The organism is Microbacterium sp. NPDC058389, from assembly GCF_042722305.1.
Classification (GTDB): Bacteria; Actinomycetota; Actinomycetes; order Actinomycetales; family Microbacteriaceae; genus Microbacterium.
In genome coordinates, this window is the sequence record NZ_JBHXJQ010000005.1 from 138,939 (window position 1) to 163,368 (window position 24,430).

A 24,430-nucleotide genomic window follows, 5' to 3' on the forward strand; every position below is an offset into this window, starting at 1 on the left:
CCCGGCCGGGTGTCGGGTCGAAGGGATCCCCAGATCCCCTGCGAGAAGTCACTGTACGCCCGGAGTCCACAGACCGGAAGGGTTTTTCTATGAATGCTTGACAAGCCTTAAGGGAAACCGGTAGTGCGTCCTAGGGTTGCGCTCAGAGTTCAGCCGATCAGGCCGACCAGCGCGTCGAGGCCCATGCCGTAGTTGATGCGCGCCACGGGCAGTGCGAGCTTGTCGGTGCCGATCGTGACGTACCCGGGTTCGATCGTGCGCGCCATCTCCCAGCCCGCCTGCCGCAGCCCCTGCTTGGCCGTGTCGTTGTAGTGGCCGTACGGGTAGGCCATGATCTCCTTGACGCCGAGCACGATGGCCGAGGCCTCCATGTCTGCGGCGATCTGGTCGGCCGTCCAGTTGACCATGCGTCCCTTGCCGTTGTCGCCCGCCTGGTGCATGTCGTGCGTGTGCGAGCGCCGCAGCACGTACAGGTTGGGGGCGGGGTCCTGCCGGTACGCCGTGATCATGAACGATGTCGTGAGCACCTTGTACTTGTCGACGACGGGCGCCGCGAGGTCGAACCACGACTGGTCGGCGTCGTCGTCGGTGACGATCACCGAGTGGTTCGGCAGGAACAGGCGTCCGTCGATGAACGCCGACAGCTCGTCCCACGTCGGCAGGTAGAAGCCGCCGGTGGCGATGTGGTTCATGTGCGCGTCGAAGTCGCCGATGTAGGCGTAATTGCCACGCAGCCACCCCGACTCGCCCTCGGGCTTCGCCGTGAACTGGTGGTACATGAGGATCGGGATGCGGGCGTTCTCGGCCGCGTTCTGCTCGGGGCTCACCCACGCGCCGTACAGCGTCACGCGCCGATCGGCGCACACCACGGGCTCCGACCCGTTGACGCGGCCGGGGATCGCGAGGGCCGCGGCATCGGCCGGCGTCGCGTACCAGCCTGCGAACACGAGGCCGTCGCGCGCCGGGATCGGCAGGCCCGCGTACAGCGCGCCCTGCGTCTGCAGCTGAGGTGCGTCGGTGACCCCGTCGCCGGTGAAGCTGACCGCGCAGGCGGCCGGGTCGGTCACCGTCGCGAGCAGCTGCTCCTCGGCGGTGAGCGGCGTCGGCGAAGGTGTCGGAGCGGGCGTGGCGGTCGACGTCGGGACGGCGACGGGTGCGGCATCCGCTCCCGCCCTCGCCATCGTGATCGCCGTGATCGTGCCCGCCACCGCGGCGAGCACGACGACGCCGACCGCGACGCCGGCGAACACGCGGCCTCGCCGCTTGCGCGTGGGTGCAGGAGAGCCGGCAGTGGCCATGTGAATCCCCAGATCCGGACCGCGATTCCCCGCGCGGCCGCCTGTTTGGAGGATACCCGGATGGGGCACCCGGACGTGCTCCCGCGCGCCCGGCTGTGGAGAACCCTCGTGACCCCGCTACGCTCGACGGATGCTGCCCCCGGACTGGATCGAACACCGCCGTCCCGACGGCGAGGTGCTCGGCTGGATGCGGGCCGACGGCGACGGGTTCCGGGTGTTCGACCTGCTCGGCCGCGAGCGCACGCCCGGCGGCGCCGACGGCGAGCCGCTGGAGTGGCTCGACGCCGAGGAGCTGCTCGAGGAACTCGGCATCGGCTACCTCGCCGACCGCTGGACGCTGCGGTTCGCCGACGGCTCGGAGCGTCCCGTGCGGATCGGCGAGGCGAGTCCGCGGGGCGTCGTCGTCGTCGCCGACGAGTATGGCGCCGCGTCCGCCGTGGGCGCGAACCCGGAGCGCTTCCCGCTGCCGTTCCCCGTCGGCGACGCCCTCGCTCCGCGATGACCGCGTCGGTACAGTGAGCCCATGACGACGCTTGTGCTCACCGTGGTCGGCGACGACCGGTCCGGACTCGTCGCGGCGGTCGCCGACGTCGTCGGCGCACACGGCGGCAACTGGGAGAACAGCCAGCTCGCCGAGCTCGCGGGCGCGTTCGCGGGGATCATCGAGGTCTCGGTGGCCCGCGAGCGGGCCGACGACCTGCGCGCCGCACTGTCGTCGCTCGACGGGCTCCTGAAGGTCACGGTCCACGCGGGAGCGGAAGGAGCCGCAGGTGTCGCACCCGGCCGTGCGCTCACGCTCGAGGTCGTGGGCAACGACCGCGCCGGCATCGTCCGCGACATCAGCGCGGTGCTGAGCGCGCACGGGGTGACGATCGACCGCATGGCGACCCGCACCACCGACGCCGCGATGTACGGCGGCCGCCTCTTCGAGGCGACGGTCGCCGCACGGGTGCCGGCATCCGTCGATCTCGACGCCCTCACCGCGGAGCTGGAGCGCCTCGCGACCGAGATCCAGGTCGACGTGACCCTCGGCGCCTGAGCCGCCCCACGCCCCCCTGCCCGGTCAGGCGAGGTCGCGCAGCCGCGCCGTCAGCCCCGACCCCTCGCCGGCCCGCCGCTCGTATGCCACGGCGATGATGAGGAGCACCGCGCCCACGACCGACAGGGTGATCCACCACGGCATCGCCTCGATGCCGCGGCCGATCTGCACGACGAACGCCAGCACGTTCTCGACCGGCAGCACCACGATGCCGATGAGGAACGGCGCAGCGAGGCGCAGCGTCGCCCCCACGAGGATCGCGACGAGCGCGATCGCCATCACGAGGATCGCCCGCCACGTGCGGGGGTCGGTGTAGGTCGCGGCGACCGAGGCGCTGAGCGTCACGAGCAGCCCCGGGCCGAGGAGGGCCCATGAGCCGCTCCAGCCCGCCGGCCAGTCCCTGAGCGACGGGGACGCGACGCGGGACCCCGGATGCTGCATCGCGAGCGCGCCGGCCGCGAGCAGGAACAGCCCGAGCGGCAGCGAGAACCACTCGACGCGCAGGTCGCGGGGGCTCCAGGCGACGACGGCGGTGACGAACGAGACAGCGAACAGGAACGGCACCGGCGGCAGCGCGGTCGGGCCCCGCAGGCCGCGCGCGGCGACCACGACCAGGAGCGTCAGCAACGCCACGGCGAGGCCCCACATCGTCCAGATCGAGACCCAGTCGCGTTCGATCGCCGGCCACGTCGCGAGGCCCACGATGAGCACGGCCGGCGCGCCCAGCCAGCGCGTGCGGGCAAGCAGGGCCCCGGGTGTCGCCGAGCGGTGGAGCAGCCGTGCCGCGCTCGCCGCGGCACCGGCGCCGATGACGCCGAACAGGAGTGCGCCGACGATCGCGGGATCGGTGGGCGCGGCGTCCATCCCGGTGCCCCACCGCACCCCCTGCACCGCCGCGCCGGCGGCTGCCGTGATGGCGAACGCGAGGGTCGGGGTCGTCAGCCCCCGCAGCCGGCGCACGCGCGGGTCGTCCACCCGTCGGACGGCGAGGGATGCCGCGGTCAACAGCCACGCGGCAGCCACGAGCGCGAACGTCCGGGGTTCGGATCCGGTGGCGCCCGGGAGCGCCGGCAGGCCGGCATCCCGCCCCGCCGCCGCAACGAGCAGCACCGCGATCACGGCGACCCCGAGTCCGGCCGTGTACAGGCCGGTCGCCCGGCGGCCGCGCGCGGTCAGCACCGCGGCGACGGCGGCGGCCCCGAGCGCGGGCGGCAGCACGTAGGGCTCCAGGCCCGTGACGCCGGCGAGTCCCCACGCGGTCCAGAGGGCGCCGGTCAGCGCCGCGCCGGCGAGGGGCCACGCGTAGCGGCGCGGTGAGAGCACGGCGGTCACCGCGAACCCGGCGCCGAGGATCAGGAGCACGAGCAGGGTCGTCGGCAGCCCGGCGGCGGTGCGCACGAGCGCCAGGCCGACGGCGATGGCCGCGGTGAGCAGGGCGGAAGCCTCGATCGCCAGGCCGGCGGCACGCGCCGATGCCCGGGGGAGGCGGCGGGCGAGTGCCGTGCCGATGCTGTCCCCCGCCGCGAGCGTGACGGCGACGAGTCCGGCGATGACCGGGAGCACGACGGGCGAGCCGCTCATCGGCAGCAGCTGAGCGCCGAGGCAGACGGCGACGACCGCCAGCGCGGGCACCAGCGTGGCGGCGGCGAGCGTGCGCACCGGCAGGCCGAGTCCGGGGCGGGTGGTCGTCACGAGCGTGAGCGCGAGGCAGAAGATGACGGCGGTCGACAGTGCGGTCCAGCCGCTGCGCTCGAACAGCACCTGCGCGACGCCCACGGCGAACGGAACTGCGGTGACCGTCAGCACGGCGTACCACTCGTGCAGCCGCACGCGCCGTGCGAACGTCACGGCGATGGCGACGACGCCGGCCGCGCACGTCGTGAGGCAGACGGCGACGATCGCGTCGGTCCCGGAGCGGTCGAGCGCAGTCGCCAGCACGACGAGCGCGTAGGCGAATCCCAGTGCGACGTGCACGAACCGCGCCGGGCGCGGCACCGTCAGCATCAGCACGCCTGCGGCGGCGACGACGGCCGGACCCGCGGCGACCGCGAGACCGGTGTCGGCCCACGACAGCACGGCCGCGTACACGACGGCGGCGTGCGCGCCGACCACGAGCGGCATCCGGACCGAGGCTGAGGCATCCCGCAGCACCGTCAGGACGACGGCGCTCGCGCAGACGGCCGCGCCGAGCCCGACGGCGATCCGCGCCCACGTGTCGATCGCCGGAAGCGCCAGCACCGTGAGGAACGCCAGCACCGCGTACCACGCACCGAGGAACCCGAGCCAGCGCGTGCCGAGCGGTGTCGGCGTCCAGACGCCGGGGCCTGTCTGCGGGGAGTCGGCGGCGTCGGGGGCATCCGCCACGTGCCGCGACCGTTGGTCGCGCGCCACGGACCCGGGAGGAGTGGATGCCGCCCCCCGGCCCGCTGCGTCGTCGCGCGTGATCGCGGCGAACGACGCCAGGGTGAGCGCCAGGGCGAACAGCCCCGCGGGCAGCCCCCACGCGCTGTCGGGTGGCAGTAGCGCTTCCTGCGCCCCGGGGCGTGCGATCCCGGCCGCCAGCGCCAGCAGGGCCATGAGCGTCGGCGCCGCGGCGATGACCGCGACGACGAGCACCGCGCCCGTGAACAGCGCCCCCCGCGAGACGAGACGGTGCAGCGGCGTGAGGACGCCGACCAGTACGAGCCCGGCGCCGGCGGTGGTCGGCAGCAATGCGATCGCTCCGCCGACGGGCGCCGTCCCGAGGGCGCCGAGCGTGAGCGAGGTGGCGGCGCCGACGAGCGCGGCGCCGGCGATGCCGCTCCACAGCCCGCGCGTCGGGGCGTAGGTGGCGGCCACCGCGACGGCGGCGACCCCGAGCAGCGTCGGAGCGGCGATCCACGCCGGTCCGAGGCCCGTCTCGACGACGGTCGCGGGGATGAGTGCGACGGCCGTCGCCGCGAACACGAGTTGCGCGATCGTGAGCGTGACGCGCTCGGCGCCGCCCCTCGTGAGCGCGATCAGGGCGCTCGCGGCGGCCGCCGAGGTGAGGCAGCCCGCCGTCGCGACGAGCGCCGATCCGGCTCCCAGTGCGAGCAGCAGCGGCGCGAACGCCAGCGCGACGACGCCGCACCACAGCCACGCCCGGATGTGCGCCCGCGGGCCGAGCAGCGCGAGCGCACCGCCGGCGACGAGGGCGACGAGCCCCGCCGAGACCCATCCGTTGCGCGCGAACGGCAGCGCCGCCGTCACCGTGAGGGCGAGGAACACGACCCCGAGCGCGCCGATCGCCTCCGCCGACAGCCGCAGCCGCCGGCGGGCCAGCAGCGGCGCACCGCCGAGGAACGCCGCCGCGATCGCGCCGACGATCCCGGTGCGGATGATCGGGTCGTCGAGATCGGGGTTGAAGAAGGTGAACACGAGTGCGGCGACCGCGACGAGGCCCGCACCCGCCACGGCCAGCACCGACTGCACCGATGCCGATGCGCCGGGGGCAGGCACCGGCGCGTCGCCGGTCCGGTGCACGGGCGGCAGCGGCGGGCCCGGTTCCCCCGCGCCCGGCGCGGGGATGGTGGATGCCGCGGCCCCCGGCATCCCGGCTCCCGGAGTCGCCGCGGCCGGCGCCGGCGGAACCGGGAGCGACGGCACGCGGTCGAGCACGGCCTGGCGCGCCTTGAGCGCCTCGACCGCGCGCTGCGACGCCAGCCAGAGGTCGCGCCCGATCGGCCCGTCGAAGTCCGCGCCGCAGGTCGGGCAGCGCCGCTCCGACACGATGCCGCCCGCGCACACCGGACAGCGGACGACGTCGAGCAGCTCGGCGATGGCCTTGTCGTTCCAGGCCGGCGACCGACGCTCGTGCGCGACGGTGCTCATCCGTCGGCCTCGGTGCCGGACTCGGCGGCGACGGCCGCCGGGTGGTCGTCGGGCACCCATTCCAGGATGTCGCCGGGCTGGCAGTCCAGCACGCGGCAGATCGCGTCGAGTGTCGTGAACCGCACCGCCTTCGCGCGGCCGTTCTTGAGCACCGACACGTTGGCCGGCGTGATGTCGATGGCGGCGGCGAAGTCGGTGACCGACATCTTCTTCTTCGCCAGCTGCACGTCGAGGTTGATGATGATCGGCATCACACCACCTCCGCGAGGTCCGCCTCGAGCCGCGACGCCTTGCGCAGGAGGCCGCGCAGCACGACGATCAGCAGCGACAGCCCCGCGCCGACGACGACGCCGAGCAGCAGGAGGAGCGTGATCGACGGCGTCATGAACCCGGTGAAGCTCAGGGCGACGAGTGCGATCAGCACGAGGAGTGTCGCGAACACGACGGCCGCGAGGCTCACGTCGACGTCGGGGAAGGCGCTGTCGCTGAAGATGCTGTCTTCTCGCACGAGCGACAGCAGGCGCCACACGCACACCAGCACGACCTGCACGCACAGCAGGAAGAGGATGCCGACGATGGTGCCCGGGATCTCGAAGTACGCGATCTCGGCGTACCGCACGGCGGACTGCGCGGCGACGGCCGGCACGACGAAGATCTGGCAGACCAACAGCAGGGCGAGCAGACCCGCGATCAGGACCTTGAGGACGACGATCGTGGTGCGTTGCATGTGTCAACCTATCGATAAACGGCATGTACCTATCGAGAAACAATAGCGGCGGCATCCACTTCTCGCACAAGAGGGCAACCTGAGGATCGCCCGCGAACCCCCGCCGGGGGTTATGCGTCCGCGGGGCGCCGGGTAGCGTGCCGGGCGTGGGCTCGCTGATCTACTTCAACTCCGCCTCGCTCGACGGCTACATCGCCGGTCCCGACGGCCGCTGGGGCTGGGCGACGCCCGACGCCGAGGTCCATTCCTTCGTCAACGACCTGCTCGCGCCGGCGCGCGTCCACCTGTACGGCCGCAAGGTCTACGAGGTCATGAAGGCGTGGGACGACTTCCCGCTCGACGACCTGCCGCCCGCCGAGCGCGCGTTCGCACTGCAATGGCGCGACATCGACAAGGTCGTGTACTCGTCGACCCTCGAGGCGGTGACGACGCGGCGCACCGAGCTGCGGCCGGTCTTCGATCCCGCCGACGTGCGGCGGATGCGGGATGCCTCACCCGGTCCGGTCGCGATCGGCGGCGGTCTGCTGGCCTCGGCCGCCGCCCGTGCCGGTCTGCTCGACGAGGTCCACGTCGTCGTGGCACCCTCGGTTGTCGGCGGCGGCACCCGCTTCCTCGACGACGGTCTGCGGCTCGACCTGGAGCTGTTCGCCGAGCACCGCTTTGCGAACGGGTTCGTCTACCTGGGGTATCGAATCGTCTGACCGGTCGCACCATGCGGGTGCCGCCGGTGATCGGCGATCCGTCGACCGCCGGTCACGTCGCGTCGATCCCCTGCGCGGTCGCCGCAGGACCCCCCGAGCGGGCGACCACCCAGCTGACGAGCCACGCGACAAGCAGCGCTCCGACGATCATCAGCCCGAACGAGTCGAGATCCGTCGCGGCGACGGCCTCCACAGGGGGCAGGCTCACGCCGAACGAGTCCACGAGGACGCCGCACAGGCCCACGGTGCCGACGACGAGCGCGACCGCGACCGAGATCGAGATCAGGGCGGCGTTGTACCGCACCCGCCGCTCGGGCTGGTCGGCCGACCAGCGGTAGATCCTCGAGGTGACGATGCTGTTGACGCCGTCGCACATGACCATCCCCGCGGTGAACAGCAGGGGGAGCACCATCGCCGCGTACCAGGGCATCACGATGCCCGCACCGCCGGCGATCAGGAGCAGCGCGATCGTGGATGCCGTGTCGAATCCCAGGCCGAACAGCAGGCCGACGACGAACATCTTCCACGGGGCATCCAGCGCCGCGGAGGTCCGGGCGACCAGCAGTGACACGACGCCGCCGCCGGTCGGCTGGTCGGAGGTGGTCCCTCCCCGGCGCGCGCTGCGGATCAGGCGCACGAGGATGGTGAGGTTCACCGTCGCCATGACGAGGAGGAACAGGCTCGACACGGTCGGCCCCCATACGCCCGTGAAGATCGCCAGGGGCGACTGATCCACCCCGATCTGCGCGGTGAGCGCGCCCACCCCGGCGGTGACCAGACCCACCGCGACCAGCACCACGGTCGAGTGCCCGAGCGCGAACCATAGGCCGACGCTCGACGGATCCCGCCCGTCGGCGACGAGTTTGCGGCTGGTGTTGTCGATGGCGGCGATGTGGTCGGCGTCGAAGGCGTGGCGCATGCCCAGCACGAAGGCGGTGACGGCGAGCCCGACGCCGAACGTGGTGGTGCCGGCCTGGTAGTCGCCGGGCAGCACCACGGCCGCGAAGAGGCCCCAGCTGACCAGGAGGAGCGCACCGACGGCGACGAGGACGTGTCGAGCGGCAGGAGTCGTACGGTTCACGGGTGCTCCTTTCCGGAGCGGATCGGTGGAGATGGGTCGACGGGTGGGGCGTCGGTCCGCAGCTGCGGGGTCACGCGGTGCCGACCGGCTCCCGCTCCTGCGCGGCGTCGCCGATGCGGGCGCCGTTCAGCGGGCTGCGGTGCGCGGCGTCGCCGAGGTAGCGCAGCGCCCACCCGCCCCGTTCGAACTCGAGACGAGTGGCTCCGGGCACGTCGGACGCGTCGCCGTGCTCTCCGAGAGAGAGGATGCTGTCCAGGACGCGCTGATCCCCGAGCACACCCGGGACCGCGTCGCGACCGTCGACCACGAGCGTCTCCCGCAGGATCGGCCCGACGGCATCCGCGATGTCGGCGTCGGCGTGGAGGCGGCCGCCGCGCTCCCCGGTGCGGCCGAGGACGAGTGTCTCGCGCAGGACCGCCGACGACCCGTGCGCGAGCCGCACGGTCAGCGAGCGACTGAGGTCGCCGGCATCCGTGATCACCGTCGGCAGACCATCCCAGCCGAGGGACGCGTGCTGCGCGAGGTCGATGCGGGCGTGCCAGCGCGAGGGGGCGCCCGTCTCGCCGGCGCGGCCGTAGACGACGAGTCCGCCGATGTCGACGAGGTCGAGCGTGCAGCCCTCGCCGACGCGGATCTCGATCCTGACCTCGTCGCCGGGCAGGAGCATCGCCCTCCCCGCGACGAGGGCGACCTCGACGCGGCGGCCCACACGCCGGACCAGTCGCGGCACGACCAGCTCGCCCGCCAGCGCGCACGACGCCTCGCCGCCGCGCGGCGAGATCTCGACGACCGTCTGCGTCATGGGTGCGCGTGGCCGGCGTGGCTGTGCGCCTCCTCGCCGACGGGATGCCCGTGCGCGTCCTCCCCGTCCGCGTGCGTGTGGAGGTAGCTGTTGCCCTCCTCGTCCGCGTGGAAGTGGGGCGCCATCGGTCCCGGGTCCTGCGGCACGTGCGAGCCGGCACGGTGCGCGGCCAGCATCGCGAGCACCCACTGACGCAAGGCCGCCACCGATGCGGCGTCGGTCCGCGAGAGCGCCAGCACGGGCCGGCCGTCGCGCGCCGAGGTCGCATCGCTCACCATCTGCGGGACGTCCACACCCACGTACGGGGCGAGGTCGGTCTTGTTCACCACCAGCAGATCGGCGCGGCCGATGCCCGGCCCGCCCTTGCGGGCGACATCCCCGCCGCCCGCCACGTCGAGGACGAAGATCTGCGCGTCGACGAGCGCCGGTGAGAACGTGGCGGTGAGGTTGTCGCCACCGGACTCGATCACGACCATGTCCAGCGGCGCGAACGCCCGTTCCAGATCCTCGGCGGCGAGCAGGTTCGCGGTGACGTCGTCCCGGATCGCGGTGTGGGGGCATGCGCCCGTCTCGACGGCCACGATGCGCTCGGGCTCGAGCACTCCCGCCGACCGGAGGAAGCGGGCGTCCTCGTCGGTGTAGATGTCGTTGGTGATCACGCCGATGCGGATCTCGTCGGCGAGGGCGCGGCAGATCGTCGCGATGAGCGACGACTTGCCGGTGCCGACGGGGCCGGCGACGCCGAGGCGAAGGGCGCGGGATGCGGGGGAATCAGGCACGGAAGAGCCTCCTCGTGGTTCGCGCGTGGGCTTCTGCCCACGCTTCGGATTGCGGTGCGCTGAGCGCGGGGATCTCGGTCGGATCGGTGATGGCGGCGATCGCGACCAGGTCGTCCTCGATCTCGGCGCACGACTCGACGACGAGCGACACGAGGTCGAGCGGATCGCGCGGCTCGAGTTTGAGGACGGCGGCCGCCGCAGCCTGCATGTCGTCGTAGGCGACGAGGCGCGCGAGCTCCAGCGGCGTCATCGCGAATCCGACCGCCATGACGCCGAGCACGCAGGGCCTGGGCGGCGGCGCCGCGCGGTCGCTCCACGTCCGGATCGCCGCGTCGCCGGGGAACAGTCGCGCGCCGACCCGCAGGTAGCCCCGCGCGAGCATCCGCGCGGCATCCCGCTGCGCCCTGCTCGGGGTCCGCGCCGCCCACGCCGCCTCGACCTCGTCCAGCGCGCCGCCGGTGAGGTGCGCGTGCCGTGCGGCCACGGCGGTCCCCGCTTCGACGAGCGTGGTCGTGGATGCCCGCCCGCGGAGGAGCGCCGGCAGCTCCGCCGGAGAGACCCCGGCCATGACTGCCGGCTCCACGCCCGCGGAGTGCGCGTGGCCGCCCGACGGCAGCCGTGCGTCGGCGAGCAGCATGGCGGCGGTGGTCGAGGAGAGGGGACGCATCAGAAGAGCTGGTAGAGCTGCGCGAGCGGAAGCCGCGCCGCGGGAGCCGGCTCGACCCGGTCGCCGTCGATGGCGATGTCGAAGGTGTCGGGCCGGATGTCGATCCGGGGCAGGGCGTCGTTGTTGCGCATGTCGGCCTTCCCGATCTGCCGCGTGGAGCGCAGCGGCAGCAGGCGACGGGTCAGTCCCAGGCGTTCGGCGAGCCCCGCCTCCAGCGCCGCGGGCGAGACGAACGACACCGACAGCGACCCGCCGATCGCGTCGGCGAACGACGGACGCATCAGTACCGGCTGCGGCGTGGGGATCGAGGCGTTCGGGTCGCCGAGCGCTCCCCAGACGAGGCCGCCGCCCTTGATCACGACGCTGGGCCGGAATCCGAAGAAGCGCGGATCCCACAGCACCAGGTCGGCGAGCTTGCCCACCTCGATCGAGCCGACCTCGTCATCGATCCCGTGCGCGATCGCGGGGTTCACGGTGTACTTCGCGACGTACCGACGGGCCCGTTCGTTGTCGGCGGGGAGCCCTCCGCCCAAAGGCCCGCGCCGCGCCTTCATGACGTGGGCGACCTGCCAGGTGCGCGTGACCACCTCGCCGATGCGGCCCATCGCCTGGGCATCCGACGAGGTGATGGAGATCGCGCCCATGTCGTGCAGGATGTCCTCGGCGGCGATCGTGGTGGCGCGGATGCGGGACTCGGCGAACGCCAGGTCCTCGGGCACGCCCGGGTTGAGGTGGTGGCAGACCATCAGCATGTCGAGGTGCTCGGCGACGGTGTTGACGGTGTGGGGCAGCGTCGGATTCGTCGATCCGGGGATGACGTACGGCAGCCCCGCGATCGACAGGATGTCGGGCGCGTGTCCACCGCCGGCTCCTTCGACGTGGAACGCGTGGATGCTGCGGCCCGCGATCGCGGCGATGCTCGACTCGACGAACCCGGCCTCGTTGAGCGAGTCGCTGTGCAGCGCGACCTGCAGCCCCCACTCCTCGGCGGCGCGCAGGCTGGCGTCGATCGCGGCGGGGGTCGACCCCCAGTCCTCATGCACCTTGTAGCCGGCGGCGCCGGCGAGCGCCTGCTCCTCGAACGCGGCGGCCGAGACCGTGTTGCCCTTGCCGAGCAGCAGCACGTTCACGGGGAACCGGTCGAGCGAACGGTGCATCTGCTCGAGATGCCACGAGCCCGGGGTCACCGTGGTCGCCTTCGAGCCCTCGGAAGGACCCGTCCCACCGCCGACGATCGTGGTGACGCCGGCCGCCAGTGCCTCGTGGATCTGCGACGGAGACAGCAGGTGGACGTGCGAGTCGATCGCCCCGGCCGTGAGGATCTTCCCCTCGCCCGAGATCACGTCGGTCGAAGGGCCGATGACGAGCCGCGGATCGACGCCGTCCGCGATGTCGGGATTGCCGGCCCTGCCGATCCCGACGATGCGCCCTCCCCGGATGCCGACATCCGCCCGGACGATGCCCCACCAGTCGAGGACGACGGCGTTGGTGATGACGGTGTCGAGCGCTCCCTCGGCGCGGGAGAGCGTGCTCTGCGCCATGGACTCGCGGATCGACTTGCCCCCGCCGAACACGGCCTCCTCGCCGCCGACGGTGAGGTCGTCTTCGAGCTCGATCCACAGGTCCGTGTCGCCGAGCCGCACCTGGTCGCCCGCGGTAGGGCCGTAGATCGCGGCGTATCTCTCCCGGTCGATGCGCACCATCAGCGACCCTCCTCGGTCGGCCGCAGCTGAATGCCCGGCACCCGCCGGCGTCCTCGCAGCGCCACCGCTGCGATGCGCTTGGAGACCCCCGGCTCGAACCTCTCGGAGGTTCCCGACGGGATGTCGAGGCGGAAGCCGGCGGCGGCCGCGCGGTCGAACTCGAGTGCGGCGTTCACGTCCGGCAGATGGATGTGCGAGCCGATCTGGACGGGCCGATCGCCGGTGTTGAGGATGACGAGTTCGAGCCTCTCGTCGTCCGTGCGGTCCGCGTTGAGCTCGATCCATCCCGGTCTCACGCGGATCGCGCCGGGGCCGGATGCCGAACCTGATGCCATGGCAGTCTCTCAATCGATCGGGTGGTGAAGGGTGACGAGCTTGCGCCCGTCGGGAAAGGTCGCCTCGACCTGGACGTCGGCGAGCATGTCCGCCACGCCGTCCATGACGTCGTCGCGGCCGAGGACCGCGCGCCCCTCGGTCATCAGCTGAGCCACCTCGGCACCGTCCCGGGCGCGCTCGATGACCCAGGTCGACAGCAGTGCGACGGCCTCGGGGTGGTTGAGCTTGACGCCGCGCGCTCTGCGGTCGCGGGCCACCATGCCTGCCACGGCCAGCAGCAGCTTCTCCGTGTCTGCGGGTGACAGGTGCATCGGCTTCCTCCGTCGTCGACCGGGGCGAATCGGCCGGGGGTGCCGGTTCGCTGACACACCGATCCGCTCCCATGGGCGGAGTCGATGTGTCAGAAGTCTGTCATCACGCTCGAGTGACTGCATCCACTCGAAGATGACGCGTGCGCTCGCAACCCCGGAATATCAACGGATGATGGCGCGCACCCGAACGACTGTTTACACATGCGATACACACGAGCAATGGCAATGTAATGCCGCACCCCCATCGTGGGATCACCTGCAGCCGTCGACGGAACCCTGCCGCCGACGAGGAAACGGGTCGGACCCTCGCTGTACGACGGCCCGGCCGACGAGCACCACCAGCAATCCCTGACCGGCGAGCGGCGCATCCGACGGATCCGCCCCGCGGGCGGTTCCTGTCGTGCGCCAGGTGGCGCCCGGTGTGTGCTCCGTTCGCGATTCGCGTCTCGCATCACAACGAACGGAGCACAGCATGATCACCACGAGCAGGAAGCGCCTGAGGGCGATCCTCGCCGCGGGGGCGCTCGTCACGAGCACCGCCCTGGTCCTCTCCGGCTGCGGCAGTCGCGCCGGCGACGCCGCACCGACCGCCTCGGAAGCGGCCGCAGCAAGCTGCGTCGACACGTCCGGCGACACCATCAAGCTCGGCTTCCTGAACTCCCTCACGGGCGGGATGGCCATCTCGGAGAAGACCGTGTCCAACGTGCTGCACATGGCCGCGGACGAGATCAACGCCGACGGCGGCATCCTGGGCAAGCAGATCGAGTACGTCCAGGAGGACGGCGCCACCGACTGGCCGACCTTCGCCGAGAAGACCGAGAAGCTGCTCACCCAGGACTGCGTCGCCGCGATCTTCGGCGGCTGGACGTCCTCGTCGCGGAAGGCTGTGAAGCCGGTCGTCGAGGAGCACAACGGCCTGTTCTTCTACCCGGTGCAGTACGAGGGCCTGGAGTCCTCGCCCAACATCTACTACACCGGCGCGACCACCAACCAGCAGATCATCCCGGCGATGGACTACCTCGCATCGCAGGGGGTGAAGACGCTGTTCCTCGCCGGTTCCGACTACGTCTTCCCGCGCACGGCGAACGCCATCATCAAGCTGTACGCGGCGGAGCTCGGCATCGAGATCGTCGGCGAGGAGTACGTGCCGCTCGACAAGGACGACTGGACGACGCAGGTCGCCAAGATCGTGGAGGCGAAGCCCGACTTCATCTTCAACACGATCAACGGCTCGTCGAACGTCGGCTTCGTCAAGGCGTACTACGACGCCGGCCTCAGCCCGGAGACGACCCCGATCATCTCCGTGTCGATCGCCGAGGAGGAGGCACCGGCGATGGGCCACGAGGTCACCGGCAACTTCGCGTCGTGGAACTACTTCCAGTCGCTCGACACGCCCAACAACCCGGCGTTCATCGACGCGTGGAAGGCGTACCCCGGCTCCAGCGGCGTGACCAGCGACCCGATGGAGGCCGCGTACATCTCGCTCTACCTCTACAAGGCCCTTGCGGAGGCCGCCGGCTCGTTCGACGTCGACGCGATCAACGAGGCCGCAGTGGAGAACGAGATCACCGTCGACGCCCCCGAGGGGGTCGTCACGCTCGACGGCGAGAACCACCACATCTCGAAGCCCGGCCACATCGGCAAGATCAACGCCGAGAACCAGTTCGACATCGTGTGGGCCTCCGACGAGTTCATCGAGCCGGACCCGTACCTCGAAGGCTATGACTGGTTCCCCGAGGACGTCCGCAAGTCGCTCGTGGCCGCCGCCGGCTGAGTCGACCAGGATGCGGGGCTCCGTGCTCCACGCGGCACAGAGCCCCGCATCCCCTCCCGCTTCATCAGACGTCGCATTCCGCACAGAAGGGAGTGACCACGCATGGACGCACTCATACCGCCGCTGCTCAACGGCTCGGCGCTCGGCGCGCTGCTGCTGCTGGCCGCCCTCGGCCTCACGCTCACCTTCGGGCAGATGGGGGTGATCAACATGGCCCACGGCGAGTTCATCATGGCGGGCGCGTTCGTCACCTATCTCACCCAGCTCGTGATCCCCGACAGCAACATCTCCATCCCGGTGGCACTGCCGGTCGCCTTCGTCGTCGCCGGCCTGCTCGGGCTGCTGCTCGAGGTGAGCATCCTGCAATGGATGTACCGGAGGCCCCTCGACACCCTCCTCGTCACCGTCGGTGTCGCGCTGATCCTCCAGCAGGCAGCGCTGCAGATCTTCCCGGCTCAGGGCGTTCCCGTGGAGAACCCCGGCTGGCTCCAGGGCCAGATCGACGTCTTCGGCTACGCCTGGCCGCTCCGTCAGGTGTTCACCATCGCGCTCGCGGCGGTGTGCGTCGCCGCGCTCGCCGCCTGGCTTAAGTACACCTCCTTCGGTCGCCGCATCCGGGCGACCGTGCAGAACCGCGACCTCGCCGAGACGGCGGGCATCCGCACGCGCCGGGTCGACCGCCTCACGTTCTTCGTCGGGTCGGGCCTGGCAGGCGTCGCCGGGGTGGCCGCCTCGCTGATCGGCGGCACCAACTCCCAGATGGGGGTGCAGTACATCATCCCCGCGTTCCTCGTGGTGGTGGTCGGCGGCATCGGCCAGATCAAGGGGACGGTGATCGCCGCCCTGGCCATCGGGATCGCGATGGCGCTCTTCGCCGACTGGACGACCGGCAGCCTCGCGCAGGTCCTCGCCTTCGTCCTCGTCGTGATCTTCCTGCAGATCCGTCCGCAGGGCCTGTTCACCGTTCGCACGAGGGGGCTGGCATGACGATGCTCACCAAGATCAGGCCGTGGACGTCGCTCGTCGGCATCGCGGTGTTCGCCTTCCTGCTGCTCGCGGTGGCGCCGGCCGTCCTGTCGATGCACTGGATCAACAATCTCGGCAAGTACAGCGCCTGGGCGATCGTCGCTGTCGGCATCGGTCTCGCGTGGGGACGCGGCGGCATGCTCGTCATGGGTCAGGGCGTCTTCTTCGGGCTGGGCGCCTACGCCATGGCGATGCACCTGACGCTGGAGACCGCGGGGCCCGACGCGACCCCGACCTTCATGATCCTCTACGACCCGCTCGCGCCGGTTCCGGCGTTCTGGGAGCCGTTCCGCAGCGAGTGGTTCACCGTGCTGGCGATCGTCCTGCTCCCGGTGATCGTGGCCGGGGCACTGGGCTACGCACTGTTCAAACGTCGGGTCAAGGGCGCGTACTTCGCGATCCTCACCCAGGCGCTCGCGGTCGCGCTCGCCGTGTTCATCAGCTCGACGATCCGCGAGACCGGGGGAGACACGGGACTGAGCGGGTTCAAGTACTTCTTCGGCTACGTCCTGAACGACGACGCGAACAAGATCATGATCTACATGATCACCGTCGGCCTGCTCATCGTCTGCATGCTCGTCGCGTGGCAGCTCTATCGCAGCCGGTTCGGCGAGCTCCTGCTCGCGACGCGGGATGCCGAGGAACGGGTCCGCTTCCTCGGCTACGACCCCGCCAACATCAAGCTCGTGGCGTTCGTCATCGCCGCGGTGATGGCGAGCATCGGCGGTGCGATGTTCGTGCCGCTGGTCGGGATCATCACGCCGCAGGAGATCGGCGCCTCCGCGTCGATCCTGATGATCGCCGGTGTGGCGCTCGGAGGGCGCGCGTCGCTGTTCGGCCCGGTGCTGGGCGCGATGGCGATCGGGTGGGGGCAGTCGAGCCTCGCGTCCAGCTGGCCGGAGGGCTGGGTCTACGTACTCGGGCTGGTGTTCGTCCTGGTCACCCTGTTCCTGCCGAACGGGCTGGCGTCGCTGTTCGACCGGACGAAGGCGCTCATGGTGCGCGTGAGAACGGACAAGCCCGTGGTGCACGCCACCGCGGAACCGGAGGTGTCGGCATGACCGGAATCGAAGAGGATGCCGCGGCGGTGAGCGCCGGCGAGACGCTGGTGCCCGACGCCGAGACCTCGGTGGCCGTGGCGAACCTGACCGTGACCTTCGACGGCTTCACGGCGGTCGACGACGTCAGCCTGCTCATGCTCAAGGGGCAGGTGCACTTCCTGATCGGGCCGAACGGCGCAGGGAAGACGACGCTCGTGGATGCGCTGACCGGGCTCGTCCCCGCCTCCGGCACCGCCGTGTACAACGGCATGGATCTCGTGGCGATGAAGACGAACAAGATCATCCGGGCCGGGGTGGGCCGCACGTTCCAGACCGCGACCGTCTTCGACGAGTTGTCGGTGCTGCAGAACCTCGACATCGCGGGTGGGCTGCACCGCAGCGCGTGGGGGCTTCCGCTCACGCGCCGCGGAGTGCCCGAGTACGTCGAAGAGGCGCTGGAGACCATCGGGCTCACCGCCCTGAGAGACCGGCCCGCCGGCATCCTCGCGCACGGTCAGAAGCAATGGCTGGAGATCGGCATGCTGCTGGTGCAGGACGCTCAGGTGATGTTCCTCGACGAACCCGTCGCCGGGATGAACGTCGACGAACGCGACGAGACGGGGCAGCTGCTGCGCCGCATCGGCGACGAGCGCACCATCATCGTCATCGAGCACGACATGGACTTCGTCCGCAACTACGCCGAATGGGTGACCGTCATGCACACCGGCAAGCTGCTCACGGCGGGCACCGTGGAACAGGTCCAGGCGGACCCGCGTGTCCAGGAGGTCTACCTCGGATCAGCGGCCGACGCCGCAGCGGAAGGCAGGGGTCACTGATGCTCGAGATCGCAGGGGTCACGGCCGGCTACGGTCGCACGAAGGTGCTGCACGACGTCACCGTGCGGGTTCCCCACGGGGAGGCGGTGTCGGTGATGGGCCACAACGGGGCCGGCAAGACGACGCTCCTCCGGGTCGCGACGGGCTTGATCCCGGCGATGAGCGGCAGGGTGCTGATCGACGGCGAGGACGTGACCCGGATGCCGCCCTCCCAGCGGGTCCGGCGCGGTCTCGGTTACGTCCCTCAGGGTCAGCAGTCGTTCCCCCAGATGACCACCCTGGAGAACCTGCAGCTCGTGGCGAAGCGGCATTCGGACATCGACGAGGTGTTCGACCTCTTCCCGGCGCTCAAGGAGCTCCTCGGCCGGCGTGCCGGCCTGCTGTCCGGTGGCCAGCGGCAGCAGCTCGCGATCGCCCGCACTCTGCTCACCAAGCCGAGGCTGCTGGTGCTCGACGAACCCACGGAGGGCATCCAGCCCAACATCGTCGCCGACATCGAGCGGGTCATCATCGCGCTCACCCGGCGCGGCGACCTCTCCGTCCTGCTCGTCGAGCAGCACGTCGGCTTCGCGCTGCGCTCCACGAACACCTTCTCCGTGCTGCAGGCCGGCCGGATCACCATGACAGGACAGGGAGGTGCGGCCGCCGCCGACACGGTGCGTCACGCGATGGCCATCTGAATCAGATCGATTCCCCGCGGCAACGCGCCCGAAACACGCTCGCGGCATGATCCAGACATCGTGGATGCGCCGGAGGTGAGTGTGGCTGTGCCGGGCGCGAGAGCCGGGGCACGAGGCGGCGATGCGCGCGCCGCCGCAGAAGACAGCCTCGAGGACTATGCGTTCCGGTACGTGCCGCGCTCGTTCCGGCGCTGGAGCGCGCTGTCGGTCGGAGGCACGGCACTCGGCTCGATCGCGTTCCTCGCCGACTTCTCCATCGGGGCCAGCATCGGCCTGGAGCACGGCACGAGCAACGCCGTGCTCGGCATCCTGCTCGCCTCCGTCATCATCTTCCTCGTCGGCTTCCCGGTCGCGTTCTATGCGGCGCGCTACAACCTCGACCTCGACCTCATCGCGCGCGGCTCGGGCTTCGGTTACTACGGCTCGATCATCACGACGGTCGTGTTCGCGGGGTTCACGTGCATCTTCTTCGCGCTGGAGGGCGCGATCATGGCGCAGGGGCTGGAGGTCGCGGTCGGGATACCGCTGCCGATCGGCTACGTGATCTCCACCGTGGCGGTCATCCCGATCGTGGTCTACGGCATGCGGGCGCTGGAACGACTGCACTTCTGGACCACGCCGCTCTGGCTCGCGCTGGCGCTCGTCCCGCTCGTCTGGATCGTGTTCACGCAGCCCGACGCGGTGGGCGAGTTCCTCGGGTTCACCGGGGAGTCGGACGGCACCGTCAGCTTCAGCGCCGTGGTCGCGAGCGCCGCGGTGTGCTTCGCGCTGACCCCGCAGCTCGCGGAGCAGATCGATTACATCCGGGTCATGCCGCCGCGCACGTCCGCGAACGCGAAGTCGTGGTGGGCGTCGTTCGTGTTCAGCGGCCCCGGCTGGGTGATCTTCAGCGGGACGAAGCAGGTCATCGGCCTGTTCCTCGCGGTGTACCTGGTGACGAAGGTGGACCCGTCGATCGCCGATCGCGCCGTCGAGCCCGTGAAGCAGTTCCTCGGCATGTACCAGTCGCTGCTCCCGGACTGGATCGCGCTCGTCTTCGCGCTCGTGCTCATCGTCATCGCGCAGGTCAAGATCAACGTGACGAACGCGTACTCCGGCTCGCTCGCCTGGTCGAACGTGTACACGCGTGTCAAGAAGCACTACCCGGGGCGCACCGTCTTCGTGGTCTTCAACCTCGTGATCGCGCTCGCGCTCATGCTCATGGACGTCTTCAGCCTCATCTCGTTCGTCCTGAGCCTGTACGCCAACGTCGTGATGGCGTGGCTCGTCACGATCTCGGCCGACATCGTGATCAACAAGCACCTGCTCGGGCTCTCGCCGCGCTTCCCGGAGTTCCGTCGCGGGATGCTCCACAACTGGAACCCCGTCGGGCCGGTCTCGGTGGGCATCGCGTCGCTGCTCTCGCTCCTGTGCTTCGCGGGTGCCTTCGGCCCTCGCCTGCAGCCCTTCTCCGTGCTCGTGGCGATCGGTGCCGCCGTCGTCGTCACCCCGCTCATGGCGATCCTCACACGCGGCCGGTTCTACCTCCGACGCTCTTCCGACGGCATCCCGAGCCCCATTCTGGATCGCGACGGCAATCCGTCGGGCGAGCGCCTGCGGTGCCATGTCACCGGCTACACGTTCGAGCGGCCCGATATGCTGGCCTCGGCCGAGGCGGGTCCGCGGGGCGAGGTGCAGTTCGTCTCGTCGCTCGCGCTGGCCCTCGACGACTCCGACCGTTACGTCCTCCCGCCGGAACCGGCCGCGTCGTCTCGATCCGGGCGAGGAAGGAAGGTCTGATGGACGAGGCCCTCGACACGCAGTCCGCGATCCTCGCCGCCGCTGCGCTGCTGCTTCGCGAGCGCACGTTCGAGGATGTCTCCTACCTCGAGCTCGCCGAGATGACCGACGTGTCCGAGCGGACGATCTACCGCCGCTTCCCGACCCGGTCGCACCTGCTCGAGGCGCTCGCCCGCTGGATCGAGGCCGAGCACTTCCCGGTCCCCGAGTTCCGGACCGCGGACGAGTTCCGCACCGCGGTGCGCGCTCGATTCCGTGCGTACGACTCCCAGCCCGCGTTCGCCTTCGTGGCCGCCCGCGGCGCGGCCCTGTCGCCCACCGTGCAGGAGGCCGCTGCGCCGATGACGGAGGCGATCGTCGCGATGCTGGAGGCGACGGCGCCGACGCTCAACAGGAGGGACGCGCTGCGCACGGCCGCCTCGCTGCGCTACTTCGCGTCGCCCATGTTCTGGGCGCGGATGCGGACCGGCTTCGAGATGAGTGCCGACGAGACCTTCCGGGCATTCGATCTCGCCGTCGACAGGTTCCTCCCCGTCTCGACCAGGACCCGTCGGGCCGCCTAGTGGGCACTGCCCCGCCGGCGCAGGAGCTCTCCGGGACGCAGGCGTCGATCCTCGCCGCGTACGCCGAGCTCATCGAGGAGGTCGGCACCGACGATGTGTCGTTCCGTGTGATCGCGCTGCGCGCGGGGGTCGGCGAGCGCACGGTCTTCCGCTACTACCCCACGCGCGTCGACCTGCTGCTGGCGACGTCGGCGTGGATCGAGCACACGATCTTCTCGCGCGCGGAGTCCGAGTCGATCTTCGATGTGCCGATCGCCATCCGCGAGACCATGGAGGCCTACGACCGGCGGCCGGAGCTGGCCCATGTCGTCGCCGAAACGGCGATGAGAGGCGTGAACGGCGCGGACCCTGCGCCCCACCAGACGGAGTTCGATAGGATGCTGCGCAGCGAGGTGCCCTCGCTCGGCGACGACGATCGGCGCGCCGTGGTGGCGGCGCTGTGCCACCTGGACTCGTCGGCGACCTGGGTGACGATGCGGAGAGAGCTCGGAATGGGCGGCCGCGACATCGCGGACGCCGCCATGTGGGCGGCCGAGGCGATCCTCGATCCGATCCGGCACCGGAGCGGCGCCGCGGGGGAGTGATCCCGGCGACCTGAGAAAGACGAACCCCCCGCGATGTAGAAGCTGCGGTTACTGGATACATCCCACCTATCTCAGGACTCGCCGGCCGCCCGCTACGCGGACAGGGCGCGGTCCTGTGCTGCGAAGCGGGCCAGGGCGGTGACCGCAACTTCGTGGTCCACGACATCTTCTTCGCCGGAGGTCGTGAGCGTCGCCGCGAGCTCGTCTCCCACGAAGATCGGCACACCCCCGCCCCAGACGGCGTACTCATCGCCCAGGCCTTCGACGAGGTGAGGAGTGTCTATTCCGCGGAAGCGGACGAGCAGCGAGCTCTCGCTGAACTTCCTCACCACGCGGCGTTTCCCGCTCACCCAGTGCAGGCTGCCCTCGCCGGTCTGCCCGTACTGGACGCGGAACGCGAGCTCATCGCCGATGTGGACATCGGCCATCAGGCTCAATCCCCACTCGCGGATTATCTGCGCCGCCGCGATGCCGAGGGCGGCGGCGTCGTCGCGGGTGAAGGAGTCGAATCGAGCGCGTGGCTCCGCCTCCAGGAGTGCCAGGTTGTAGTACGGCAGAGGATGGGTCATGGTTGTGCTCCTAGAAGGGGTCGGGGAGTGGTGTTCCGCTGTCCCGCGGTGCGGTCAGGCGCGACGGAATCGTCATCGATCCATGCCGCGCAAGGTCGGCGGCCTTCGCGTGGCCGACGTCGAGACCAACCAGGTAGTCACTCATCTCGGGCACTCGCCGCGACCTTGGTGTCGTCGTGGTGGAACACGAACTCCTCGATCTCCACGCCGCGGACTCCGGCGACGCCCTCGATGAAATCCTGGAGGAGGACGGCTTCGATCAGCGGGCGTTGAGTGGGCGTGAAGCGCGGCAGCCGGAGGTCGCACACCGACGCGGCCGTCGTCGCATCCGAATCGGTCATGAAGACGACCTTGTGGCCCGCGTTCGCGAGCACGTCCGCGGCGGCAGCCTCACGGTGCGCACCGAAGAAGACGTGGACGCCGTCGCTGGCGGATTCCATCGAGCCGTGCAGGTATTGACGCGTGCCGAAGCCGGCCGACGCGACACGGGCCACTTCGCGGAGGAGGAGTGCGCCTACCTCAGCGGTACCCAGCGATGAACCCGCGGCGACGAAGTCGGCGTACTGCGCGCCTCGGAACAGGTTCACGCTGTCTTCGACCCGAGCGGCGAGGTCGGAGCGCGCCTGCGCGATCGCCTCGGGAAGTCGCTCCCACGTGGAATCCGGCGCGCCGCCGTCCCACGCTTCCGCGATCAGCGCGACGGCCATCGCGGTCGCCGTGTAGCCGAGGGTCGACGCGTAGCTGTCGTTCACGCTTCCGAGATCCACGACGTGCGCGGCGAGGTCGCCGACGGGGGACTGCGGTCGGTTCACGATCGCGGCGCGGCGCTCGCGGTGCGGCGAGTCGAGCGACGCGATGGTCTCGGTGCTGCGGCCGGACTGCGAGATCCCGAACACCAGCCGGTCGCCATCTGGCGGCGGGATCGGGTTGTCGCCCGCCGACAGCCGCCAGGCGTCCACGCCGCGGTCACGCAGGCGCCACACGCCTCCCGCGGCAGCCGCATGGCTCGCTCCGATCCCCGTGAAGACGGGGCCGCGACCCTGCAGGACCCCGCGTGCGGACAGCTCGGAGACCTGCGCGCGAAGGTGGGGAAGGACACGGCCGCCGAGGATCTCGGCCTGCGTCTGTCGCGCTGCATTGAAACTGATGTAGCCGTTCACATTGACTCCTGTTTCTGCTGAGCGCAGCAGCCGTCTCGTCGGCGCAGCGCCCCGCCAGATGCTCACGGGACGATCACGGACTTCACGAAGCTCGCGGGGTGCTCGCGCATGAGCTCGAAAGCGGCATCGACCTCGCGCAGACCGAAGCGATGCGTGATGAGGGGCGTGTAGTCGAAGGTGCGATCGGCAATCATGCCGAGTCCATCGCGCATCGCGCGCATGGTCCGCGGGCGGTGCGGTGAGAAGCCGTTGACGGTCGTGACGCCCTTGTACCACAGCTCCATGTCCATCGGAGCGGTGCCCGAATGGTGATAGCCGACGACGCAAACGGTGCCGTAGGGGCGGACGATGGTCGATGAGGTGGACAGGGCGCTTGTGACGCCGGCGGCTTCGATCACGACGTCGAAGCGGAGCTCGCGGAGACCTCCCGTGGTGAACTCCGTGGGCAGCGCGTCCGGCCGGTGCACTTCGTGCGCTCCCAGCCGCAGGGCGAGCGCGTCGTTGCCTGGTCGGGGGTCGATCCCCACGAGCAGACTCGGCAGGCGCAGCGCTGCCAGTTGCACGAGGCCCAGGCCCATAAAGCCGAGCCCGACGATCGCCACCCGGTCGCCGGGACGGATGCCGGCGCGGGAGATGGCCTCCTCGAGGACGGCGAGCGGCTCGCCCAGCGCCAGCTCGGGGGCGATGCCAGTGGGTATAGGGGCCAGTGAGTCGGCGTCGAACACGGCCGCGGTCGCGAACCCGTCGCCGCCGAGGCCGGTCACGACGTCGCCGATGCGCCAGCGGGCGGCTTCGACGCCGACGCCGCTCACCCGGCCCACGACTTCGTGTCCGAGACGCGTCGGTGCACCCGCGACGTCATGCTCGCCCCAAGCGGTGCGATCCGAGGTGCAGACACCGCACGCGAGCACTTCCAGTAGCACCTGCCGCGCCCCCGGCACCAGATCCTCGACCTCGACTACTTCGGAGCGACCCGGACCCACGACCTGGCTAACGAGCACGGCAAGCCCGCCTCTCTCTGAACGGTATTGGTGGTGAACTCCGGATTGCGTAAAAGATACAACACGTATTACCTTGGCCGCTAGTGGTATACATGTGGACTACTGCTCGTCATCAATGGGGA

At 70.7% G+C, this 24,430-nt stretch carries 25 protein-coding genes; 11 read left to right on the top strand and 14 right to left on the bottom strand.

Translation table 11 applies throughout. The features are described from left to right. Nucleotides 1-149: 149 nt before the first annotated feature. Nucleotides 150-1,298 carry a polysaccharide deacetylase family protein gene (locus ACFWJ8_RS09085; RefSeq protein WP_378810767.1) on the bottom strand — a complete coding sequence of 383 codons (1,149 nt, stop codon included), beginning with the start codon at nt 1,296-1,298 and terminating at the stop codon, nt 150-152. A 130-nt stretch (nt 1,299-1,428) separates the two neighbouring features. On the opposite strand from ACFWJ8_RS09085, the gene ACFWJ8_RS09090 reads away from it, so the two are divergent. Together ACFWJ8_RS09090 and ACFWJ8_RS09095 are read left to right on the top strand one after the other, a co-directional pair. Beyond that, entirely contained in the window at nt 1,429-1,800 is a 372-nt protein-coding gene (locus ACFWJ8_RS09090) for a hypothetical protein (protein WP_378810768.1), read from the top strand. Between the two features lie 21 nt (nt 1,801-1,821). Next, nucleotides 1,822-2,337 (top strand): glycine cleavage system protein R, encoded by a 516-nt coding sequence (locus tag ACFWJ8_RS09095; protein WP_378810770.1) that lies wholly within the window; start codon nt 1,822-1,824, stop codon nt 2,335-2,337. 24 nt (nt 2,338-2,361) lie between these two features. Here ACFWJ8_RS09095 and ACFWJ8_RS09100 read toward each other — a convergent pair whose 3' ends face one another. From ACFWJ8_RS09100 to ACFWJ8_RS09110, 3 genes are read right to left on the bottom strand one after another with little or no spacing between them, the layout of a single operon-like run. Further along, nucleotides 2,362-6,189 carry an SCO7613 C-terminal domain-containing membrane protein gene (locus ACFWJ8_RS09100; protein ID WP_378810771.1) on the bottom strand — a complete coding sequence of 1,276 codons (3,828 nt, stop codon included), beginning with the start codon at nt 6,187-6,189 and terminating at the stop codon, nt 2,362-2,364. Then, nucleotides 6,186-6,440: a helix-turn-helix domain-containing protein gene (locus tag ACFWJ8_RS09105; RefSeq protein WP_378810773.1), complete on the bottom strand. Its 255-nt coding sequence runs from the start codon at nt 6,438-6,440 to the stop codon at nt 6,186-6,188. Before ACFWJ8_RS09105 ends, ACFWJ8_RS09100 begins: the two co-directional genes overlap by 4 nt. Beyond that, nucleotides 6,440-6,916, bottom strand: coding sequence for a DUF2975 domain-containing protein (locus ACFWJ8_RS09110; RefSeq protein WP_378810774.1), 477 nt, complete (start codon nt 6,914-6,916; stop codon nt 6,440-6,442). Before ACFWJ8_RS09110 ends, ACFWJ8_RS09105 begins: the two co-directional genes overlap by 1 nt. A gap of 146 nt (nt 6,917-7,062) precedes the next feature. Between ACFWJ8_RS09110 and ACFWJ8_RS09115 the strand changes: the two genes are divergently transcribed. After that, entirely contained in the window at nt 7,063-7,617 is a 555-nt protein-coding gene (locus tag ACFWJ8_RS09115) for a dihydrofolate reductase family protein (RefSeq protein WP_378810776.1), read from the top strand. Between the two features lie 52 nt (nt 7,618-7,669). Here ACFWJ8_RS09115 and ACFWJ8_RS09120 read toward each other — a convergent pair whose 3' ends face one another. From ACFWJ8_RS09120 to ACFWJ8_RS09150, 7 genes are all read right to left on the bottom strand, one after another. Next, the gene (locus tag ACFWJ8_RS09120) at nt 7,670-8,698 is read right to left on the bottom strand and encodes a HoxN/HupN/NixA family nickel/cobalt transporter (protein ID WP_378810778.1); all 1,029 of its coding nucleotides are present in this window, start codon (nt 8,696-8,698) and stop codon (nt 7,670-7,672) included. A 70-nt stretch (nt 8,699-8,768) separates the two neighbouring features. Beyond that, on the bottom strand, nt 8,769-9,500 hold the full coding sequence (locus ACFWJ8_RS09125) for an urease accessory protein UreD (RefSeq protein ID WP_378810779.1): 732 nt from the start codon (nt 9,498-9,500) through the stop codon (nt 8,769-8,771). Next, the gene (gene ureG, locus ACFWJ8_RS09130) at nt 9,497-10,279 is read right to left on the bottom strand and encodes an urease accessory protein UreG (RefSeq protein WP_378810781.1); all 783 of its coding nucleotides are present in this window, start codon (nt 10,277-10,279) and stop codon (nt 9,497-9,499) included. The genes ACFWJ8_RS09125 and ureG overlap by 4 nt, the downstream gene beginning before the upstream one ends. Further along, nucleotides 10,272-10,946, bottom strand: a complete 675-nt coding sequence (locus ACFWJ8_RS09135; protein ID WP_378810782.1) for an urease accessory protein UreF — start codon at nt 10,944-10,946, stop codon at nt 10,272-10,274. Before ACFWJ8_RS09135 ends, ureG begins: the two co-directional genes overlap by 8 nt. Further along, the gene (locus ACFWJ8_RS09140) at nt 10,946-12,649 is read right to left on the bottom strand and encodes an urease subunit alpha (RefSeq protein WP_378810784.1); all 1,704 of its coding nucleotides are present in this window, start codon (nt 12,647-12,649) and stop codon (nt 10,946-10,948) included. The genes ACFWJ8_RS09135 and ACFWJ8_RS09140 overlap by 1 nt, the downstream gene beginning before the upstream one ends. After that, on the bottom strand, nt 12,649-12,984 hold the full coding sequence (gene ureB, locus ACFWJ8_RS09145) for an urease subunit beta (RefSeq protein WP_378810785.1): 336 nt from the start codon (nt 12,982-12,984) through the stop codon (nt 12,649-12,651). The genes ACFWJ8_RS09140 and ureB overlap by 1 nt, the downstream gene beginning before the upstream one ends. A 9-nt stretch (nt 12,985-12,993) precedes the next feature. Further along, nucleotides 12,994-13,296: an urease subunit gamma gene (locus tag ACFWJ8_RS09150; protein ID WP_378810786.1), complete on the bottom strand. Its 303-nt coding sequence runs from the start codon at nt 13,294-13,296 to the stop codon at nt 12,994-12,996. A 472-nt stretch (nt 13,297-13,768) separates the two neighbouring features. On the opposite strand from ACFWJ8_RS09150, the gene urtA reads away from it, so the two are divergent. The 8 genes from urtA to ACFWJ8_RS09190 all read left to right on the top strand — a co-directional run bounded on the left by urtA (nt 13,769) and on the right by ACFWJ8_RS09190 (nt 21,578). After that, nucleotides 13,769-15,070, top strand: a complete 1,302-nt coding sequence (gene urtA, locus ACFWJ8_RS09155; protein ID WP_378810787.1) for an urea ABC transporter substrate-binding protein — start codon at nt 13,769-13,771, stop codon at nt 15,068-15,070. Nucleotides 15,071-15,172: 102 nt separating this feature from the next. Further along, complete coding sequence (urtB, locus tag ACFWJ8_RS09160; RefSeq protein ID WP_378810788.1) at nt 15,173-16,057, top strand: urea ABC transporter permease subunit UrtB; 885 nt, start codon at nt 15,173-15,175, stop codon at nt 16,055-16,057. Then, nucleotides 16,054-17,157: an urea ABC transporter permease subunit UrtC gene (urtC, locus tag ACFWJ8_RS09165; RefSeq protein ID WP_378810789.1), complete on the top strand. Its 1,104-nt coding sequence runs from the start codon at nt 16,054-16,056 to the stop codon at nt 17,155-17,157. The genes urtB and urtC overlap by 4 nt, the downstream gene beginning before the upstream one ends. Beyond that, on the top strand, nt 17,154-17,972 hold the full coding sequence (urtD, locus tag ACFWJ8_RS09170; RefSeq protein WP_378810790.1) for an urea ABC transporter ATP-binding protein UrtD: 819 nt from the start codon (nt 17,154-17,156) through the stop codon (nt 17,970-17,972). The genes urtC and urtD overlap by 4 nt, the downstream gene beginning before the upstream one ends. Then, the gene (urtE, locus tag ACFWJ8_RS09175) at nt 17,972-18,652 is read left to right on the top strand and encodes an urea ABC transporter ATP-binding subunit UrtE (protein WP_378810791.1); all 681 of its coding nucleotides are present in this window, start codon (nt 17,972-17,974) and stop codon (nt 18,650-18,652) included. The genes urtD and urtE overlap by 1 nt, the downstream gene beginning before the upstream one ends. Before the next feature lie 87 nt (nt 18,653-18,739). Then, nucleotides 18,740-20,431, top strand: coding sequence for a purine-cytosine permease family protein (locus ACFWJ8_RS09180; RefSeq protein WP_378810792.1), 1,692 nt, complete (start codon nt 18,740-18,742; stop codon nt 20,429-20,431). Beyond that, complete coding sequence (locus tag ACFWJ8_RS09185) at nt 20,431-20,994, top strand: TetR family transcriptional regulator (protein ID WP_378810793.1); 564 nt, start codon at nt 20,431-20,433, stop codon at nt 20,992-20,994. The genes ACFWJ8_RS09180 and ACFWJ8_RS09185 overlap by 1 nt, the downstream gene beginning before the upstream one ends. After that, the gene (locus ACFWJ8_RS09190) at nt 20,994-21,578 is read left to right on the top strand and encodes a helix-turn-helix domain-containing protein (protein ID WP_378810794.1); all 585 of its coding nucleotides are present in this window, start codon (nt 20,994-20,996) and stop codon (nt 21,576-21,578) included. The genes ACFWJ8_RS09185 and ACFWJ8_RS09190 overlap by 1 nt, the downstream gene beginning before the upstream one ends. A gap of 92 nt (nt 21,579-21,670) precedes the next feature. Here the strand turns inward: ACFWJ8_RS09190 and ACFWJ8_RS09195 are convergent, their stop codons facing one another. The 3 genes from ACFWJ8_RS09195 to ACFWJ8_RS09205 form a co-directional block, all read right to left on the bottom strand. After that, on the bottom strand, nt 21,671-22,147 hold the full coding sequence (locus ACFWJ8_RS09195; protein WP_378810795.1) for a heme-binding protein: 477 nt from the start codon (nt 22,145-22,147) through the stop codon (nt 21,671-21,673). Between the two features lie 137 nt (nt 22,148-22,284). Then, nucleotides 22,285-23,307, bottom strand: coding sequence for an SIS domain-containing protein (locus ACFWJ8_RS09200; RefSeq protein WP_378810797.1), 1,023 nt, complete (start codon nt 23,305-23,307; stop codon nt 22,285-22,287). A gap of 62 nt (nt 23,308-23,369) precedes the next feature. Next, nucleotides 23,370-24,308: an alcohol dehydrogenase catalytic domain-containing protein gene (locus ACFWJ8_RS09205; RefSeq protein WP_378810798.1), complete on the bottom strand. Its 939-nt coding sequence runs from the start codon at nt 24,306-24,308 to the stop codon at nt 23,370-23,372. Nucleotides 24,309-24,430 lie beyond the last annotated feature (122 nt).

Excerpts from the sequence above, each read along its gene's own strand:
- ACFWJ8_RS09085 (WP_378810767.1), bottom strand. The coding sequence starts at position 1,298 with ATGGCCACTGCCGGCTCTCCTGCACCCACGCGCAAGCGGCGAGGCCGC.
- ACFWJ8_RS09090 (WP_378810768.1), top strand. The coding sequence starts at position 1,429 with ATGCTGCCCCCGGACTGGATCGAACACCGCCGTCCCGACGGCGAGGTG.
- ACFWJ8_RS09095 (WP_378810770.1), top strand. The coding sequence starts at position 1,822 with ATGACGACGCTTGTGCTCACCGTGGTCGGCGACGACCGGTCCGGACTC.
- ACFWJ8_RS09100 (WP_378810771.1), bottom strand. The coding sequence starts at position 6,189 with ATGAGCACCGTCGCGCACGAGCGTCGGTCGCCGGCCTGGAACGACAAG.
- ACFWJ8_RS09105 (WP_378810773.1), bottom strand. The coding sequence starts at position 6,440 with ATGCCGATCATCATCAACCTCGACGTGCAGCTGGCGAAGAAGAAGATG.
- ACFWJ8_RS09110 (WP_378810774.1), bottom strand. The coding sequence starts at position 6,916 with ATGCAACGCACCACGATCGTCGTCCTCAAGGTCCTGATCGCGGGTCTG.
- ACFWJ8_RS09125 (WP_378810779.1), bottom strand. The coding sequence starts at position 9,500 with ATGACGCAGACGGTCGTCGAGATCTCGCCGCGCGGCGGCGAGGCGTCG.
- ACFWJ8_RS09135 (WP_378810782.1), bottom strand. The coding sequence starts at position 10,946 with ATGCGTCCCCTCTCCTCGACCACCGCCGCCATGCTGCTCGCCGACGCA.
- ACFWJ8_RS09140 (WP_378810784.1), bottom strand. The coding sequence starts at position 12,649 with ATGGTGCGCATCGACCGGGAGAGATACGCCGCGATCTACGGCCCTACC.
- ureB (WP_378810785.1), bottom strand. The coding sequence starts at position 12,984 with ATGGCATCAGGTTCGGCATCCGGCCCCGGCGCGATCCGCGTGAGACCG.
- ACFWJ8_RS09150 (WP_378810786.1), bottom strand. The coding sequence starts at position 13,296 with ATGCACCTGTCACCCGCAGACACGGAGAAGCTGCTGCTGGCCGTGGCA.
- urtA (WP_378810787.1), top strand. The coding sequence starts at position 13,769 with ATGATCACCACGAGCAGGAAGCGCCTGAGGGCGATCCTCGCCGCGGGG.
- urtB (WP_378810788.1), top strand. The coding sequence starts at position 15,173 with ATGGACGCACTCATACCGCCGCTGCTCAACGGCTCGGCGCTCGGCGCG.
- urtC (WP_378810789.1), top strand. The coding sequence starts at position 16,054 with ATGACGATGCTCACCAAGATCAGGCCGTGGACGTCGCTCGTCGGCATC.
- urtD (WP_378810790.1), top strand. The coding sequence starts at position 17,154 with ATGACCGGAATCGAAGAGGATGCCGCGGCGGTGAGCGCCGGCGAGACG.
- urtE (WP_378810791.1), top strand. The coding sequence starts at position 17,972 with ATGCTCGAGATCGCAGGGGTCACGGCCGGCTACGGTCGCACGAAGGTG.
- ACFWJ8_RS09185 (WP_378810793.1), top strand. The coding sequence starts at position 20,431 with ATGGACGAGGCCCTCGACACGCAGTCCGCGATCCTCGCCGCCGCTGCG.
- ACFWJ8_RS09195 (WP_378810795.1), bottom strand. The coding sequence starts at position 22,147 with ATGACCCATCCTCTGCCGTACTACAACCTGGCACTCCTGGAGGCGGAG.